At 71.7% G+C, this 17,266-nt stretch carries 12 protein-coding genes; 9 read left to right on the top strand and 3 right to left on the bottom strand.

The window, feature by feature from the left end; translation table 11 throughout:
• The first annotated feature begins 321 nt into the window (after positions 1-321).
• Positions 322-948 (top strand): bifunctional DNA primase/polymerase, encoded by a 627-nt coding sequence (locus ABZ215_RS11590; RefSeq protein WP_354949453.1) that lies wholly within the window; start codon positions 322-324, stop codon positions 946-948.
• Here ABZ215_RS11590 and ABZ215_RS11585 read toward each other — a convergent pair.
• Entirely contained in the window at positions 930-3,770 is a 2,841-nt protein-coding gene (locus ABZ215_RS11585; protein ID WP_354949452.1) for a DEAD/DEAH box helicase, read from the bottom strand. The two genes, ABZ215_RS11590 and ABZ215_RS11585, sit on opposite strands and share 19 nt — an antisense overlap.
• 238 nt (positions 3,771-4,008) lie before the next feature.
• Here ABZ215_RS11585 and ABZ215_RS11580 point away from each other — a divergent pair, with 238 nt between their 5' ends.
• Positions 4,009-6,303 carry a sodium-translocating pyrophosphatase gene (locus ABZ215_RS11580; protein ID WP_020422672.1) on the top strand — a complete coding sequence of 765 codons (2,295 nt, stop codon included), beginning with the start codon at positions 4,009-4,011 and terminating at the stop codon, positions 6,301-6,303.
• A gap of 133 nt (positions 6,304-6,436) precedes the next feature.
• Positions 6,437-7,033, top strand: a complete 597-nt coding sequence (locus tag ABZ215_RS11575; protein WP_354949451.1) for a hypothetical protein — start codon at positions 6,437-6,439, stop codon at positions 7,031-7,033.
• Here the strand turns inward: ABZ215_RS11575 and ABZ215_RS11570 are convergent.
• On the bottom strand, positions 7,030-7,791 hold the full coding sequence (locus ABZ215_RS11570) for a TipAS antibiotic-recognition domain-containing protein (protein ID WP_354949450.1): 762 nt from the start codon (positions 7,789-7,791) through the stop codon (positions 7,030-7,032). The genes ABZ215_RS11575 and ABZ215_RS11570 overlap by 4 nt on opposite strands.
• Positions 7,792-7,908: 117 nt before the next feature.
• On the opposite strand from ABZ215_RS11570, the gene ABZ215_RS11565 reads away from it, so the two are divergent.
• A complete protein-coding gene (locus tag ABZ215_RS11565) occupies positions 7,909-8,505 on the top strand; it encodes a hypothetical protein (protein ID WP_027936566.1) in 597 nt (198 codons plus the stop codon).
• On the opposite strand, the gene ABZ215_RS11560 is transcribed toward ABZ215_RS11565, so the two are convergent.
• On the bottom strand, positions 8,506-9,351 hold the full coding sequence (locus ABZ215_RS11560; RefSeq protein WP_354949449.1) for a serine protease: 846 nt from the start codon (positions 9,349-9,351) through the stop codon (positions 8,506-8,508).
• A 231-nt stretch (positions 9,352-9,582) separates the two neighbouring features.
• Here ABZ215_RS11560 and topA point away from each other — a divergent pair, with 231 nt between their 5' ends.
• The 5 genes from topA (at position 9,583) to ABZ215_RS11535 (ending at position 17,256) form a co-directional block, all read left to right on the top strand.
• Positions 9,583-12,345, top strand: a complete 2,763-nt coding sequence (gene topA / locus ABZ215_RS11555) for a type I DNA topoisomerase (protein ID WP_237339146.1) — start codon at positions 9,583-9,585, stop codon at positions 12,343-12,345.
• Positions 12,346-12,399: 54 nt separating this feature from the next.
• Complete coding sequence (locus ABZ215_RS11550; protein WP_354949448.1) at positions 12,400-13,194, top strand: hypothetical protein; 795 nt, start codon at positions 12,400-12,402, stop codon at positions 13,192-13,194.
• Positions 13,195-13,304: 110 nt separating this feature from the next.
• On the top strand, positions 13,305-13,805 hold the full coding sequence (locus ABZ215_RS11545; protein ID WP_235716294.1) for a hypothetical protein: 501 nt from the start codon (positions 13,305-13,307) through the stop codon (positions 13,803-13,805).
• 167 nt (positions 13,806-13,972) lie between these two features.
• Positions 13,973-16,051: a dTMP kinase gene (locus ABZ215_RS11540; RefSeq protein WP_235716295.1), complete on the top strand. Its 2,079-nt coding sequence runs from the start codon at positions 13,973-13,975 to the stop codon at positions 16,049-16,051.
• Positions 16,048-17,256: a DNA polymerase III subunit delta' gene (locus ABZ215_RS11535; protein WP_020422663.1), complete on the top strand. Its 1,209-nt coding sequence runs from the start codon at positions 16,048-16,050 to the stop codon at positions 17,254-17,256. Before ABZ215_RS11540 ends, ABZ215_RS11535 begins: the two co-directional genes overlap by 4 nt.
• Positions 17,257-17,266: the final 10 nt, after the last annotated feature.

Here is a 17,266-nt window from a genome sequence, read left to right as displayed (position 1 = left end):
CGGCGGAGGTTGGGCGGTCGCCCTCGCGCGCCGAGCGGTCACGGGCGGTGGCGGCGGCGACTGGCACCCGAGGTCGGAAACCGTTGGTATGCAGGAGAAACGTGTGCTGGAGATCACGATAGACGACCGGCGCCGTCAACCACTCGTCGTCGGTGAGCAGCGGCCGAGCGGCGTTCGGCCGCGCCGAGCAGGGGATCGTCGCTCGTCGCCCGGGAGCAGCCGGTTGTCGCGCGGCGGGTTCCGGCACTTTGCAACTTGCCGTTTATTGGGAATCAGACAGCCACCGCGAGCGGTGGAACAAGCAAGGAGTTGTGGACGGAAATGTTGGACACGGATTGGTCGGACAGCTGGCGGGGCGCCTTCCGCATCGAGCTACGCGCGGAGGCCATCGGTCTCGCCTGGCACGGGTGGCCGGTGCTGCCCGGCACCTTTCCGGCGCAGGCGGACGCCGAGGGCTCCTGGACCGGCCCGGTGCCCGTCCACGAGGACTGGGCCGACCGGCTCGGCGCCCACCCCAACGAGGTGGCCGGCTGGTGGACCGGACAGCCCTACAGCCTGCTCGTCGCGACCGGCACCGTGCTGGACGCCGTCGAGGTCCCCGATGAATTGGGCAAGCGTGCCGCCCGCCTGCTCCGCGCGACCGGCCACCCCGCGCCGATCGTCGCGACGCCCGACGGCCGCTGGCTGTTCCTGACCACGGTCGCCGACCGCATTCCGGAGGAGCTCGCCACCGACGGCGAGGTCCGCTGGCACGGTCAGGGCAGCTGGATCCCGCTCCCGCCCACGCCGTTCCAGCACGGCGTCGTGCACTGGCGGGTCAAGCCGGATGTGTGGAGCTGGCGGCTGCCGTCCGCCGACGCCGTGCACTCGGTGCTCGCCCGCGCTCTCGACCAGCGGGGTTCCGACCGGACCGCACTCGTCGGCGCCGGTCAGTTCGCCGCAGCCTGAGCCACCCCGTGGTCGTGCCGGGCACTGTGAAGACTCACCGCCCCGAGCACGGTTTCCAGCACGGCCACCGCCCCCGCCTTGTCCAGTGGGTCGTTACCGTTCCCGCACTTCGGTGACTGCACACAGGACGGGCATCCCGCCGGGCACTCGCAGGAGAGAATGGCCTCCCGCGTAGCGGCCAGCCACGGGACAACAGCAGCGAAACCGCGATCGGCGAATCCCGCGCCTCCGGGATGGCCGTCGTGCACGAACACCGTCGCCTCCCCGGTGTCAGCGTGCAAAGCGGTTGAGACGCCGCCGATGTCCCACCGGTCGCACGTAGCGAACAGCGGTAGCAGGCCGATCGCCGCGTGCTCGGCGGCGTGCAGGGCGCCGGGGATGCGCGCCGGATCCAGACCGGCGCCCCCCGGCGCCCCGCCGACTCCAAGCGGGCCACCGCTTCCAGACGCTCGGTCGGTGCCAAGCGCACCGTCAGCTCCGGGCGCCTGACTGGCGCCGGGTGGCTGACTGGCGCCGGGTGGCTGACTGGCGCCGGGTGGCTGACTGGCGCCGGGTGGCTGACTGGCGCCGGGTGGCTGGCTGACTCCAGATGGGTGGCTGGCTTCGGGTGGCTGGCTCGCCTCGGACGGGGCGTCGGTTCCAGGCGCCTCGTCAGCTCGAAGGGGGCCGTCGGCTCTGGGCGGCCGGCTGGCCTCAAGTGGGCCGCGGATTTGGGAAGGCTGGCCGGCTTCACCCGGGCCGGTGGCTCCGGTAGTGCCATTCGCCTCTTGGGGTCCGCTGGCTCCGGACGTTCCGGTGGATTCCAGGCGCGCGGTGGCTGTGAGTGAATCCGCGGATTCCAGAGGTGCGGTGCTACGCCTTTCGCCACCAGCGGCGGCGCGAGGGGCCTCCAGCAGTTCCGGGCTGATCGTGTACCACACGGCTCGCGTCTCGAGTGTCTGCGCGGGCAGGTCCAGAGCCACCTGGTCCAGGACCTCGCCGGACGGGCGGCGTCTCAGGTAGCCGACCACCTGCGAGGTCACCGCGACCTCGCCCAGGCACACGCTCACCCCGCCGTAGTCGAGCCACTCCTGGGTGCTCAGCACCGTAATATCGGCGACCTCCCGGGCCGATGTCGTCCACTCCGGATCTTCCGCGTGCACCAGCGCGATCCCGGCCTCCAGGTCCAGCTCGTCCACCACGTACGACGAACCCTGGTGCAGGTACACCGCGCCCGGGTGCACCGTTGTGCACGCCGAGCCCGGGTCGACCGTTCCCAGCAGCCTCGACGTGTCCGCCTCCACCACCGCGATCTGCTCGCCGCCCGAACCGCGGATGTCCACCTCGTAGTGCGGGCGGTCCCGGGACGTCCAGTACCAGCCGCTCGGGCGCCTCCTGAGCAACCTGTCCGCCACCAGCCTGTCCAGCACCTCACGCGCCGCCGCGCCGCCGAACGTGTCCAGCTCTCCCGTGGTCAGCGGCAGCTCCGCCGCGGCGCACGCCAGCTGCGGTGCCAGCACGTACGGGTTCGACGGGTCCAGCACCGCCGTCTCCACCGGCCGCTCCAGCACTGCCGCCGGGTGGTGCACCAGGTACGTGTCCAGCGGATCGTCCCGCGCCACGAACACCACCAGCGCGTCATCGCCCGACCGTCCCGCCCGGCCAGCCTGCTGCCAGAACGACGCCAGCGTGCCCGGATACCCCGCCAGCACCACCGCGTCCAGCCCCGCGATGTCCACACCCAGCTCGAGCGCGTTCGTCGTCGCCACGCCCTTGAGCTCGCCGGACAGCAGGGCGCGCTCCAGCGCCCGCCGCTCCTCCGGCAGGAACCCCGCGCGGTACGCCGCCACCTGCGACGGCAACTCGCTGTCCACTTCGGACAACAACCGCCGGGCGCCGAGCGCCGTCAGCTCCGCGCCCCGCCGCGACCGCACGAACGCCAGCGTCCGTGCCCCCTCCACGACCAGCTCCGCCAGGATCCGGCTCGCCTCCGCGCCCGCCGACCGGCGCACCGGCGCACCGTTCTCACCCCGGTGGTCCTCCACCAGCGGCGGCTCCCACAACGCCACCGTCCGCGCCCCGCGCGGCGACGCGTCCTCGACCACCGGCACGCAGTCCTCGCCCACCAGACGGCACGCGAACTCGCCCGGCTCCGCCGTCGTCGCCGACGCGAGGATGAACACCGGCGACGACCCGTAGTGCCGCGCCACCCGCTGCAGCCGCCGCAGCAGCAGCGCGACGTGCGACCCGAACACGCCCCGGTAGCTGTGGCACTCGTCGATCACGACGTAGGCGAGCTTGCGGAACAACCGCGCCCACCGCGAGTGCGCGGCCAAGATGCCGCGGTGCAGCATGTCCGGGTTCGTGAACACCCACCGCGCGTGCGCCCGCACCCAGTCGCGCTCCGCCATCGGGGTGTCACCGTCATACGACGCCGCCCGCACGCCCGGAACGTCCAAAGCGGACACCGACCGCAGCTGGTCGGCGCCCAGCGCCTTCGTCGGCGACAGGTACAGCGCGGTCGCCTTGTCGTCAGCGGCCAGCGCCGACAGCACCGGCAGCTGGTAGCACAGCGACTTGCCGGACGCCGTGCCCGTCGACACCACGACGTGCCGCCCCTCGAAGGCCAGCAACGCCGCCTCCGACTGGTGCGCCCACGGCCGCTCCACCCCGCCCGAGCGCAGGGCCGCCACCACCCGCGGGTCCGCCCACGAGGGCCACTCGGTGTGCCGCGCCTCGCGGGCGGGCAGGTCGGCCACGTGGGTCACCGGGTTCTCCCGGATCCCGGCAGTGACCCGGTGCAGCAACCGCCGCGCGCGCTCGGTTCCCGCAACCACATCCACGCGTTCCAGCTTCGCACACGTGTACGACAGAACCGTTCTCGTGTGAAAAGATCATGAACCGTGAGCAGGCTCACATGCACCGAGCGTGATCGTTACGGGACGCCCTGACCGCGCCGGATCCATTACCAATACACTCCCCGCAACCGGCACCACTTGTGGTGTAGATCCCATGCCAGCGTCGGCACGGCTTCCCCTAGGCGGGCTGTCACTGGCGACAGGAACGTTTCCAGGAGGACGGATGTCCCGGCAGACCCTCGCGGAGGGCCTCGAGTTTTCCGGAGGTGACTACGGCATCGCGGCCGTCGTCGCCGTCATCGCCCTGGCCGCTCTGGTCATCGGCTGGTTCCTGCTCAAGGAGGTGCTGGCCGCCGGCCAGGGCACCACGAAGATGCAGGACATCGCCAAGGCCGTGCAGGAAGGGGCGGCCGCGTATTTGAAGCGGCAGCGCAACACCCTCTCGATCTTCGGGGTCGTGGTGTTCCTGCTGCTCCTCGCGCTCCCGGCGGAGGACTGGAACGAGCGCATCGGCCGCTCGCTGTTCTTCCTCGTCGGCGCGGTGTTCTCGTTCCTCATCGGCTACACCGGCATGTGGCTGGCGACGCGGGCCAACCTGCGGGTCGCCGCCGCCTCCCGCGAGCCGGGCGGCCGGGAGAAGGCGATGCGCGCCGCGTTCCGCACCGGCGGCGCGGTCGGCATGTTCACCGTCGGCCTCGGCCTGTTCGGCGCCGCGGTCGTCGTGCTCGTCTACACCGGCCAAGCGCCGAAGGTGCTCGAGGGCTTCGGCTTCGGCGCCGCGCTGATCGCGATGTTCATGCGTGTCGGCGGCGGCATCTTCACCAAGGCGGCCGACGTGGGCGCGGACCTGGTCGGCAAGGTCGAGCAGAACATCCCGGAGGACGACCCGCGCAACGCGGCCACCATCGCCGACAACGTCGGCGACAACGTGGGTGACTGCGCCGGCATGGCGGCCGACCTCTTCGAGTCCTACGCGGTGACCCTGGTCGCCGCGCTGATCCTCGGCAGCACCGCGTTCGGCGTGGACGGCCTGCTGTTCCCGCTGATCGTGCCCGCCATCGGTGTCATCACCGCGGTCATCGGCGTCTACATCACGCGTGCCCGCTCCGGTGAGAACGGCCTGGTCACGATCAACCGCTCGTTCTACATCTCGGCCGCCATCTCGGCGGTGCTGTGCGCGGTCGCCGCGTTCGTCTACCTGCCCGGCTCGTTCGCCGAGTTCGGCCCGGACCAGGCGGGCATCGAGGGCAACCCGGCGCTCATCGCGTTCGTCGCCGTGATCATCGGCATCGTGCTGGCCGGCGTGATCCTGAAGCTGACCGGCTTCTACACCGGCACCGAGCACGGCCCGGTGAAGAACGTCGGGGAGACCTCGCGGACCGGCGCCGCGACCGTCATCCTGTCCGGCATCTCGGTCGGTTTCGAGTCGGCCGTCTACACCGCGCTGGTGATCGGCGCGGCGGTGTTCGGCGCCTACCTGCTGGGCGGCACGATCGCGCTGTTCGCGGTCGCGCTCGCCGGCACCGGCCTGCTGACCACGGTCGGCGTCATCGTCGCGATGGACACCTTCGGCCCGGTCTCGGACAACGCGCAGGGCATCGCGGAGATGTCCGGCGAGGTCGACGAGGACGCGGCGCAGATCCTGACCGAGCTGGACGCGGTCGGCAACACCACCAAGGCGATCACCAAGGGCATCGCGATCGCGACCGCCGTGCTGGCGGCGACCGCGCTGTTCGGTTCGTACCAGGACTCGATCTCCAAGGCGCTGGCCGACATCGGTGAGTCCGCCGCGGGCGTGAAGTCGTTCGTGGACACGATCGTCAGCCCGAACACGCTGGTTGGCGTGATCATCGGCGCCGCGGTGGTCTTCCTGTTCTCCGGTCTCGCGGTCAACGCCGTGTCCCGTGCCGCCGGCGCGGTGGTGTACGAGGTGCGCCGCCAGTTCCGGGACATCCCGGGGATCATGGAGGGCACCACGCGGCCCGAGTACGGCAAGGTCGTCGACATCGTCACCCGCGACTCGCTGCGTGAGCTGGCCACCCCGGGTCTGCTCGCGGTGTTCGCCCCGATCGCCGTCGGCTTCGGCCTCGGCACCGGTGCGCTCGCCGGGTACCTGGCGGGCGCGATCGCGACCGGCACGCTGATGGCGATCTTCCTGGCCAACTCCGGTGGCGCCTGGGACAACGCGAAGAAGCTGGTCGAGGACGGCCACCACGGCGGCAAGGGCTCCGAGGCGCACGCCGCGACGGTCATCGGCGACACCGTCGGCGACCCGTTCAAGGACACCGCGGGCCCGGCGATCAACCCGCTGATCAAGGTGATGAACCTGGTCTCGGTGCTGATCGCGCCCGCCGTGGTGCAGTTCTCGATCGGGCCGGACGCCTCCGCGGGCGTGCGGATCGCGATCTCGCTGGTCGCGGTGGCGATCATCATCGCCGCGATCGTGGTGTCGAAGCGGCGCGCGAGCGTCATGACGGAGACGCCGAGCGAGGACGCCACCCCCGCGAAGACGGCCTGACAAGTCGAAAAGGCCGGGTCCGTCGCGCACGGAGCGTGACGGACCCGGCCCTTTCCATGCCCGGCGGTTGCGACCCGCAATCGTCTCGGTACCGTCGGGAAAGAGCTTCACGTCGGCAGCTGGAGGTGTGTGGGTGCGGCCCGGGAAGTCGGTGTTCCTGGTGGTGCTGACCGGGCTCTGCGTGGGCCTCTCCGGATGCGGCCAGCAACCCGCGAGAAACGTCGAGCCGGGCGGCCCCGGCCTGTCCCGGGAGCAGGTCCAGCTGCAGGACGCCGCCACCCGGTGGGCCGACGACTACTGCGTGGCGGTCGGCTCGCTGGTCCAGGGGCTGGCGACGATGCCGAGCGTGGACCCGAGCAGCCCGCAACGCGCTGTGCGCACGTCGAGCGAACTGCTCGGGTCGGTGATCGGCGGACTGGACCGCGCGCTGGACGGGCTCGGCAAGCTGCCGCCGTCCCCAGTGCCGGGCGGCGACCAGGTGCGGGCCCAGGCCGTGACCGACTTCCAGGGCGTGCGGGACCGCGCCTCCGCCGCCCAGCAGCGGCTCGATTCCACCGACGCGAGCGAGATCGACGAGGCCACGCTCGGGCAGGCGCACGGCCCGCTGGACGAGGTGTCCCGCCTCGACCTCCTGAACCGCTTCGACGCCGTGCCCGAGCTGGCCACCGCGATCGCGCACGCCCCGGTGTGCCAGCAGCTCACGGTGCAGGTGACCGCCACGCCCCGCTAGCTCATCCGGGCGCGGGCGTACGCGGCCATCGCGTCGCGCAGGTACTCGGCGAGACCCGGGTGGATCGCCTCGTAGACGCCCCGGAAGCGCTCGTCGTCGCTGTACAGCCGGCCGAGGCCGGTGTAGGACTCGGCGTCCGGCGTCCAGAAGTTCTCCAGCCAGGCGCGGTGCGCCGCGACCGCGTCGAGCGCGCGCTCGTCGTCGGCCGGGACGCCCTCGCGGGCCAGCTCGGCCAGCCGCTCGGCCACCTCGGCGCCCTGCCGCTTGACGGCGTCCCACTTCTCGGCCGGCCAGCGCTTGCTCCGCTCGTGCGACTGCACGGCGCTCTCACCCCACCGTTCGACCGCTTCCTGCGCGAGCCACTTCGCCTTCTCCGAGTGCGGCGAAAACCCCTCGAACAGTTCCTTGGCGGACATGTGTTCCCCTCCTTCCAGTTCTTCGATGGTCCGGGCGACGGTGTCGGCGAGCCGGTCCAGCCGATCGCGCTCCGCCAGCAGCCACTTCCGGTGCAGCCGCAGCGCTTCGGCCTTGGACACGGATCCGTCGAGGACCTCCGCGATCGTGTCCAGGCCGAGGCCCAGCTCCCGCAGCAGCAGGATCTGCTGCAGCCGGATGAGCTGTTCCCGCTGGTAGTAGCGCCTCCCGCTGGTGTCGGCGAAGGCCGGTGGCAGCAGGCCGATGTCGTCGTAGTGCCGCAGGGTCCGGGAGGTCACCCCGGAGGCCTTCGACACCTGGACGATCGACAGCGGTTCGTCCATCTCGTCTCCATCCTCGCCCGTGAAAACCACGGTAGAGCTTGACGTTGCGTCAACTTCAAGAACTTTTTCCGCGCGACGACTCGCGGGAAATCGAACGGGTGTTCTACCCTGTCCGCTGTGGATCAGATGTCGCTCTTCTCGGCGGAGGCGAGCGGCCCGGACATCGCCGACCTGAGCGGCGTCCTGTGCGGGCAGGGGCAGATCACCGGCTTTGCGCGCACGGCCGCCCGCCTCACCGTCGAGGTGGACGAGGTGTGGCGCGCTCGGGTGCTGGTGGCCGAGTTCGCCAGGCGCGGGGTGGCGGCGGAACTGGGCCGGACCGAGGACGGCGGGCCGGTGGTCCGCACCGCGTTCCGGTCCGATCTGATCGGGCTGGCCAGGGCGTGGCTCGACGACGAGGGGAAGTCGCTGCCGGGGCGGTTCCGCTTGACCGGCGCGGCGCTGCGGCTGTGGGCGCTGGCGGCGGGCCGTCCGGGCGTCCAGGGGTACCTGCTGGCCGTCGACGAGCGCGCGCCGGGCACGCACGAGCCGCTCGCCGAGGCGTTCCGGCAGCTCGGCGTGCCCGCGCAGCTCGTCGGGCCGAAGGGCGGCGGGCCTGCCGTCCGCGTCACCGGCCGCCGCCGTCTCGCGACGCTGGCCGAGCTCATCGGCATGCCCCCGCCGGGCGCCGAACCGGTGTGGCCGCAGCACGCACCGGCCCGGCAGGCGGTGTGATCAGGCGGGAATGGGAACCGGCAGCGCCACGTTCGGCTTGGGCAGCAGGCACCCGTCCCGAACCAGGCTGAGCTGGTTGTTCTTGGCGAAGCAGGCCGGGATCCGGTAGGTCTGCTGGCCGTAGGTCAGGCCCTTCCGCGCGAACACCACGCCGTTCTCGTCGACCTCGCACGGGTTGTTGAACGTGCAGACCTCGCCGTTGTCGTTGCCGGTGTTGTTGATGCCGACGACCTCCCGGCTGCCCTGGTCGATGATCGGCGAGCCGGACGTGCCGTGGACGGTGTCGCAGCCGGGCGCGTACCGGATCGAGTCCTTCCAGGTCCAGCCCGCCTCGCGGACGGAGTACACGACCCGCTCGATCGAGCAGTTCCAGGTGCGGGTGAAGTAGCCGGACACGACGCTGACCGGCGTGCCGACGTTGGCGGGCGAGGCCGCCACGGTCAGCGGGTGCCCGCCGAAGTCGCGGGCGATCTCCCGGTAGGAGGAGTCGAGGGCGTAGAGCGCGACGTCGGTGTCGGTCATCGTGGCGTAGACGAGCTTCGTCGCGCGGATCTGGCCCAGCTCGCGGCCGTCGGCGCCGAGCAGCACCATCTTGCGGTTGGCAGGCCGGTTGACCAGCACCTCGCCCGCCTCCGGCATGCCCGACTCCAGGCAGTGACCGTTGGTCAGGACGAGCGCGCGGTCGAACTCGTCCGACTGGGGCAGCCGGACGAGTGAACCGGAGCAGTTGCTGAGCTTGACAATGCCGCTGTAGTCGGCGGCGGGTGCGGCGGACGCGGCGCTGACCCCGGCCAATGCGGGACCGGCCAGCAGAAGGGCGAGGATCGTGAACAGGCGGCGGAACATGACGCGGAGCGTAGCGGAACGGCTACTCAGCAGCCCCGCGAAGCGTGTGTCCGGTATCACGTGCTAGGTGTGGAAAGGGGAAGATGACGCACGCCGCGGCCCGTTCCGGACAGAAAGCGCGGCGGCGTGTTACGTCACCTCGGGGGACATCACCGGCAGGCAACGTGCACACTTGCTGGTTGAACAGGCGCCGCTGCTGCAGCGGCGGGATGGAGCAGGAGAGCGGACAGCGTGGCTGGATCGACGAAGACGAAGAAGGACGACACCGGGGCGAACGGCGCCGGTCGTCGGCGGTTGGTGATCGTCGAGTCGCCCGCCAAGGCCCGCAAGATCGCCTCCTACCTCGGCCCGGGTTACGTCGTGGAGTCCTCGGTCGGGCACATCCGCGACCTGCCGTCGCGGGCGGACGACGTCCCGGCCAAGTACAAGGGCGAGTCGTGGGCGAAGCTCGGCGTGAACGTCGACCACGACTTCGAGCCGCTCTACGTCGTCTCCGCGGACAAGAAGTCCAAGGTCACGGAGCTGAAGAGCCTCCTGAAGGACGTCGACGAGCTCTTCCTCGCCACCGACCCCGACCGCGAGGGCGAGGCCATCGCCTGGCACCTGCTGGAGACCCTCAAGCCGAAGGTCCCGGTGCGCCGGATGGTCTTCCACGAGGTCACCGAGCAGGCCGTCCGCGCGGCCGCCGAGGACACCCGCGAGCTGGACGGGGACCTCGTCGACGCGCAGGAGACCCGCCGCATCCTGGACCGGCTGTACGGCTACGAGGTCTCGCCGGTGCTGTGGAAGAAGGTCATGCCGCGGCTGTCGGCGGGCCGCGTGCAGTCGGTGGCGACGCGGCTGGTCGTGGAGCGCGAGCGGGAGCGCATCAAGTTCACCTCGGCGTCGTACTGGGACATCTCCGCGACGATGGACGCGGGCGAGGACGCCACCCCGCGCCAGTTCCCGGCGCGCCTGGTGTCGGTCGACGGCGCACGCCTGGCCACCGGCAAGGACTTCGACGCCTCCGGGCAGCTCAAGGCGAACGCCAGGGACGTCCGGGTGCTCGAGGAGGCGGCGGCGCGGGCGCTGGCCCAGGGCCTGCACCAGCGGGACTTCAAGGTCACCAGCGTCGAGGAGAAGCCGTACACGCGGCGGCCGTACGCGCCGTTCATGACCTCCACGCTGCAGCAGGAGGCCGGCCGGAAGCTGCGCTTCAACGCCGAGACCACGATGCAGATCGCGCAGCGGCTGTACCAGAACGGGTACATCACCTACATGCGTACCGACTCCACGACGCTGTCGGAGTCGGCGCTCGCGGCGGCCCGCAGCCAGGCGACCGAGCTGTACGGCAAGGACCACGTCTCGCCGACGCCGCGGCAGTACACCCGCAAGGTCAAGAACGCGCAGGAGGCCCACGAGGCGATCCGCCCCGCCGGCGAGGTGTTCCGCACGCCCGGCCAGGTCGCGGGTGAGCTGCAGGCCGACGAGTTCCGGCTGTACGAGCTGATCTGGCAGCGCACGATCGCCTCGCAGATGGCCGACGCCAAGGGCACCACGATGTCGGTGCGCATCACCGGCACCGCGAGCACGGGCGAGGAGTGCGTGTTCGCCGCGTCCGGCCGCACGATCACCTTCGCCGGCTTCCTCAAGGCCTACGTGGAGGCGGTGGACGCCGACTCCGGCGCCGAGGCCGACGACAAGCAGAGCCGCCTGCCGCAGCTGGTCAAGGACCAGGCGCTGACCGCGACCGACCTGTCCCCGGACGGGCACGCGACCACGCCGCCGGCGCGCTACAACGAGCCCAGCCTGGTCAGCAAGCTGGAGGAGCTGGGCATCGGCCGCCCGTCGACGTACGCGTCGATCATCAAGACCATCCAGGACCGCGGGTACGTCTGGAAGAAGGGCGCCGCGCTGGTCCCGTCGTGGGTCGCGTTCGCCGTGGTCGGGCTGTTGGAGCGGCACTTCGAGCGGCTGGTCGACTACGACTTCACCGCGGCGATGGAGGACGAGCTCGACCGCATCGCGGCCGGGAACGAGCAGCGCACCCGCTGGCTGTCGCGGTTCTACTTCGGCGGCGAGCAGGGCGTGGACGGCTCGGTCGGGCGTCTCGGCGGGCTGAAGAAGCTGGTCAGCGGCGGCGTCGAGGACATCGACCCGCGCGAGATCAACTCCATCCCGATGTTCGAGGACAACGACGGGCACACCGTGCACGTGCGGGTCGGCCGCTACGGCCCGTACCTGGAGCGCGAGGTGGACGGCAAGCCGCAGCGCGCGAACCTGCCCGAGGACCTGCCGCCGGACGAGCTGACCGTGGAGATCGCGGAGAAGCTGTTCGCGACCCCGCAGGAGGGCCGTGACCTCGGCGTCGACCCGGTCACCCAGCACCGGATCGTCGCCAAGGAGGGCCGGTTCGGCCCGTACGTCACCGAGGTGCTCCCGGAGCCCGAGGAGACGGACGGCAAGAAGACCAGCAAGGCGAAGAAGCCGAAGCCGCGCACCGGTTCGCTGTTCCAGTCGATGTCGATCGAGACGGTGACGCTGGAGGACGCGCTCAAGCTGCTGTCGCTGCCGCGGGTGGTGGGCAAGGACCCGGAGACCGGCGAGGAGATCACCGCGCAGAACGGGCGCTACGGGCCGTACCTGAAGAAGGGCACGGACTCGCGGTCGCTGTCGAGCGAGGACCAGATCTTCTCGATCACGCTGGACGAGGCGCTGAAGATCTACGCGGAGCCGAAGCAGCGTGGCCGCCGGGGCGCCGCGAAGCCGCCGCTGAAGGAGCTGGGCGAGGACCCGGTGTCCAAGAAGCCGATGGTGGTCAAGGACGGCCGGTTCGGCCCGTACGTGACCGACGGGGAGTACAACGCGACCCTGCGCAAGGGCGACAGCATCGAAGGGCTGACCCCGGAGCGGGCGTCCGAGCTGCTCGCCGAGAAGCGCGCGAAGGGCCCGGCGCCGAAGAAGAAGGCGCCGGCGCGCAAGGCCCCGGCGAAGAAGGCCGCCGCGAAGAAGTAGGCCTCGAACAGCAGTTCGACCGAAACTGTCGTACCCCGGGTGCACACTGCCCCCGTGACGACGATCGACGAACTGCTGACCGAGGCCGGCCGGCCGGTGCTGGACGCCGTGCCGGAGCGCGCGAGCACCTGGGACCTGTACGCGCCGTACGCGACGGACGACGATGTCGAGCGCATCCGGTATCCGCTGAGCCGGTCGGACGACCCGGCCGACCTGGTGGCCGAGGCCGAAGAGCACAACGCCTGGATGGCGCAGCTGCGGGACTCGCCGTTCGTCGAGGGCGGCGACCTGACGGACGACGCGATGCGGGCGTTCGCGCTGATGCTGCGCGGTCCGATCCGGATGGTGCTCACCGGCGTGCACAGCGGGCTCGACGGCCCGCTGGACGTGCGGGTCTACGCCGACACGGCCGCCGGGGTGCTGTGGAGCTGGCGGCCGGACAGCACGGAGGTCGGCGGCTGGGGTTACCGCGAGCTGCGGACGCTGTTCGACCGGGTGGTCGGGTTCGTGCCCGAGCAGCGCCGCGGCCGGTTCGGCTCGGTGATGCTGCAGGCGGGCCCTTCCGGCGAGCTGGCAGGGCGGGACGCCGAGCAGGCGGCGCGGGTGCGGGAGTTCCTGCGGCGGCCGCGCACCGGCACGACGGTGGTCGATCTGATGGCGTTCGACCGGCGTTGCGCGCAGTTCCCGCGGCTCGGCTACGTCGTGGTGGACAACGACCTGGGGCGGCACGTCCTGGCGACGGTCACCGAACCGGGCGAGGGCACGCAGCTGTTCCTGGTCCCGTCCGACCGCGACCGGCTGGCGCAGTGGATGACCGACGCGGTCGAGGCGGCGATGACCTGTGCCTGAACTTCCGGTTGCGCACAGTGATCACGGGGTTGCCCGGATGGGCGCGTGCGCGTCGCGAAAAGCCCACTACGCTGGGACGAGGTGTTTCCGATCGCACGGGAGTGGTCACCATGGGTCCGGCGAAGGACGACGGTCGTTTCGGCGACGGCACGCAGTCCGGCCTGCCGCCGCTGACGTTCGGCGACGCCGTCTCGGGGTCGGTCGGCGACGAAGAGGGCTACCAGCCGTTGAAGGTGGCCAAGCCGGTCGAGCCGGACCCGGAGAAGGTCCGCGAGATGATCGAGGCCATGTCGGACAAGCCGGCGACCCCGGCCGAGGTGCCGGCGGACGACACACCGCCGGCGGCTCCGGCCCCCGCGGTGCCGCCCGCGCCGCCGCTCGGCATCCTGCCGCGTCAGCGCACGTGGACCGGGCGCCAGCGGATCGGCTCGTGGGCGAAGCCGTCGTTCCGCCTGCCGCGGCCGGGTCAGAGCGGCTCGGTCCGCAGGGCGAAGCCGTCCAGCGGGTCGGCGGCGTTCCTCGTCGCGATCCTGCTGATGGTCGTGTTCGGCGTGCTCGCGATCCAGTTCCTGTCCAGCCTGATCGACACCCTCACCGGCATCTTCGAGTAGGCCGCGACGGGACGATCTTCGCGTTTCGGACGCGTACCGCCCACCACGACGGGCACTCTCAGATCGACAGAGCTACCCTGGCCCCACGGTTGGGGGATGCCGGTTTGTCGCGCGAGGGGTTCCCCAGCGCCACGGGAGTGAGTGGGGTGGGTCCGATCAGCGAGGTCGTGCACGTGGAACCCGGCGCAGGAAGTGAGGCGCCGGCAGGGCGTGACGCCTCGACGATCCACCGGGCCCGGCGGGTCCTCGCGATCCGGCCGTTCCGGCGGCTGTGGGGCGTCACCTACCTGTGCAGCGTCGCGGACTGGCTGACCATCCTCGGCCTGACCAGCCTCGCGACCCAGCTGACCACCAACTACACGGCGCAGAACTTCGCCTTCACCGGCGTCCTGCTCTCCGCGCTGCTGCCCGGCCTGATCTTCGCCCCGCTCGGCGGCCTGCTCGCCGACCGCTTCGACCGGCGCAAGGTCATGTTCGTCGCCGACCTGTTCCGCTGCGGATTCCTGCTGTCGGTCGCCTTCGTCGGCACGTCCTGGTGGCTCTACATCGCGAACTTCCTGGCCAGCGCGAGCGCGATGATGTGGATCCCGTCCAAGGAGGCGGCGGTCCCGAACCTGCTCAAGCGCCCGGACCAGGTGGAGACGGCCAACCAGCTCGGGCTGGTGATGACCTACGGGCTCGCCACGGTCACCGCAGGCGGCCTCTACGCCGTGGTGACGCGGATCGCGGCCTCGGTCGGCCTGCCCTCCGGGTTCTTCGGCGAGCTGGGCGTCGCCAAGGTCATCGTCGTGCTCATCGCGCTGCTGTACCTGGCCAGCGCGATCCTGGTGCTGACCCGCATCCCGGAGCTGTCGGTCCGCAAGCCGCGGATGGCCGAGGTCTCGCACGAGCAGGCCGAGAAGGCCGCGAAGCCGGTCGCGGAGGCGGACAAGCCCGGGCTGGGCGCCCTGGTCAAGGACGCGGGCAAGTACGTGCGGAGCACGCCGCTGGTCCGTGGCCTGCTCATCGGCGCGGCCGGCGCGTTCGCCGCGGGCGGCGCGGTGGTCGGGTCGGCCAAGCCGTACTCGTCGAGCCTGCTGGCCGGCGACTCCGCGTGGGGCCTGCTGGTCGTGGCCGTGTTCATCGGGCTGGCGACCGGCATGGGCGGCGCGCCGAAGCTGGCCCGGCGGCTCCCGCACGACCGGCTCTTCGGCATTTCGATCGTGCTCGCCGGCCTGGCGTTGATCCTGGTGGCGTTGTCGCCGCACCTGACCGTGTCGCTGATCGCGGTCGCGATCGTCGGCGCGTGCGCGGGCGCGGCGTTCCTGACCGGCGTGACGATCATCGGCTCGCAGGTCGACGACGCGATCCGTGGCCGGATCAACGCGATCTACCAGTCGATGATGAAGATCATCGTGTTCGGGTCGGTCTCGCTGGTGCCGCTGCTGATCGGTCTGACGAAGCCGCGGACGATCACGGTCTGGGGCAACCCGATCATCATCGACGGCACCCGCCCGGTGATGCTCGGCGGCGGCGCGCTCGCCGCGGTCGTCGGCATCATCGCCTACCGGCAGATGGACTCGCGCCGGTCCGAGCCGATCATGGCGGACCTGCGCAACGCGATCCGGCGCCGTCCGCGCCGCGTGAACGGCCTGCTCATCGCGCTGGAGGGCACCACGGCCGCGGACACCGCCGTGCAGGCGTCCAAGCTCGCCGAGTGGCTGCGGTCGGCCAGTCCGCGCCCGGTGGTGCTGGCCGCGGACCCGGCGCTGGACGACGAGCGGCTCGCCGCGCTCATCGGCAACGCGTCGCTGTCCGGGGCGCGGGCGCAGGCGCTCGCGGCCGCCGCGGTGCGCGCCGACATCGTGGAGCGCAACGTCAACCCCGCGCTGGACGGCGGCGCGATCGTGGTGATGGAACGCTTCGTCGACTCGCCGCTCGCGCACCTGTCCGCCGTCGCCGGGCTGGACGCGAAGGAACTCGAAGGCCTGGCCGACTGGGCCACCGGCCGCCTCCGGCCGGACGTGACGGTGCTGCTGGACGCCGATCCCGGCGCGAACGCGCCCGGCCCGATCTCGGTCGAGGACCAGTGGCGCGTGCAGAACCTGCTCAGCGAGATGGCCGCCGCCGACCCGGACCACTACGTCGTGGTGGACGCCGACGGGCCCGCGGACGAGGTCGGCGACCGGGTGCGCACCGCGGTCACGGCCGTGCTCGCCCAGCGCAAGCTCGGACTGGTGCCGCTGGCCGAGGTGGAGGCCAGGTGACCGCTGTCGTCGCGCCGGCCGGGGTGTGGGCCCAGCTGGTCGGCCAGGACCACGCTGTCGACGTGTTGTCCTCCGCCGCGCGCGCGGCGGCGCAGATCGTCGCGGGCGAGCCCGCGCCACCGGGCGCGATGACGCACGCCTGGCTGCTCACCGGCCCGCCCGGCTCCGGCCGGTCCGTGGCGGCCCGCGCGTTCGCCGCGGCCCTGCAGTGCATCACCGGCACCGGGTGCGGCCAGTGCCCAGGCTGCCGGACGGCGATGCACGGCACGCACGCCGACGTGCGGCTGGTCATCCCGGAGGGCCTGTCGATCTCGGTCGCGGAGATGCGTGCGCTGGTCCAGGCCGCCGCCCGCCGCCCGACGACGGGCCAGTGGCAGGTCGTGATCATCGAGGACGCCGACCGGTTGACCGAAGGCGCGTCGAACGCCCTCCTCAAGGCGGTCGAGGAGCCGCCGGAGCGGACGGTGTTCCTGCTGTGCGCGCCGTCGGACCACCCTGAGGACATCTCCGTCACGATCCGTTCCCGGTGCCGCCTGGTGACGCTGCGGACGCCGGCTGCGGAGGCGATCGCCCGCGTGCTGGTCGAGCGGGACGGCGTCGACCCGGAGCTGGCCGAGTGGGCCGCGTCGGTGTGCGGCGGTCACGTCGGCCGCGCGCGGCGCCTGGCCACGGACGACAACGCCCGCAAGCGGCGTGCCGCGGTGCTGCGGATCCCGCTGGGCCTGTCGCGTCCTGGTGACGTGTTCCGCTGCGCCGACGACCTGATCGCCGCCGCCGAAGCGGACGCGACGGAGGAGAGCAAGGAACGCGACGAGGCCGAGAAGGCGGAGCTGCGCAACGCGATGGGCGGCGACGCGACCGGCAAGGGCGTCGCCGGGGCCAAGCGCGCGGCCGAAGCGGCGGTCAAGCAGCTGGAGAAGCGCCAGAAGTCCCGGGCGACCCGCACCCAGCGCGACACGCTGGACCTCGCGCTGGTCGACCTCGCCGGTTTCTACCGGGACGTGCTGGTGGCGGTCAGCGGCGCCGACGCCCGCTACAACCACCCGGACCACGCCCAGGACATCGAGCAGGCCGCCCGCCAGTGGACGGCGGAGTCGACGCTGAAACGCCTGGAAGCGGTGCTGGCCTGCCGCGAAGCGATCCTGTGGAACGTCAAGCCGCGGATCGCGGTGGAAGCGATGCTGACGGCCCTGCGCCACGGCTGACGGACGCGTG

This window comes from Amycolatopsis sp. NPDC006131 (genome assembly GCF_040614175.1).
Classification (GTDB): Bacteria; Actinomycetota; Actinomycetes; order Mycobacteriales; family Pseudonocardiaceae; genus Amycolatopsis_E; species Amycolatopsis_E tucumanensis.
Note: the sequence above shows the minus strand (reverse complement) of the source record. Positions and strands in the feature narration are given on the sequence as shown.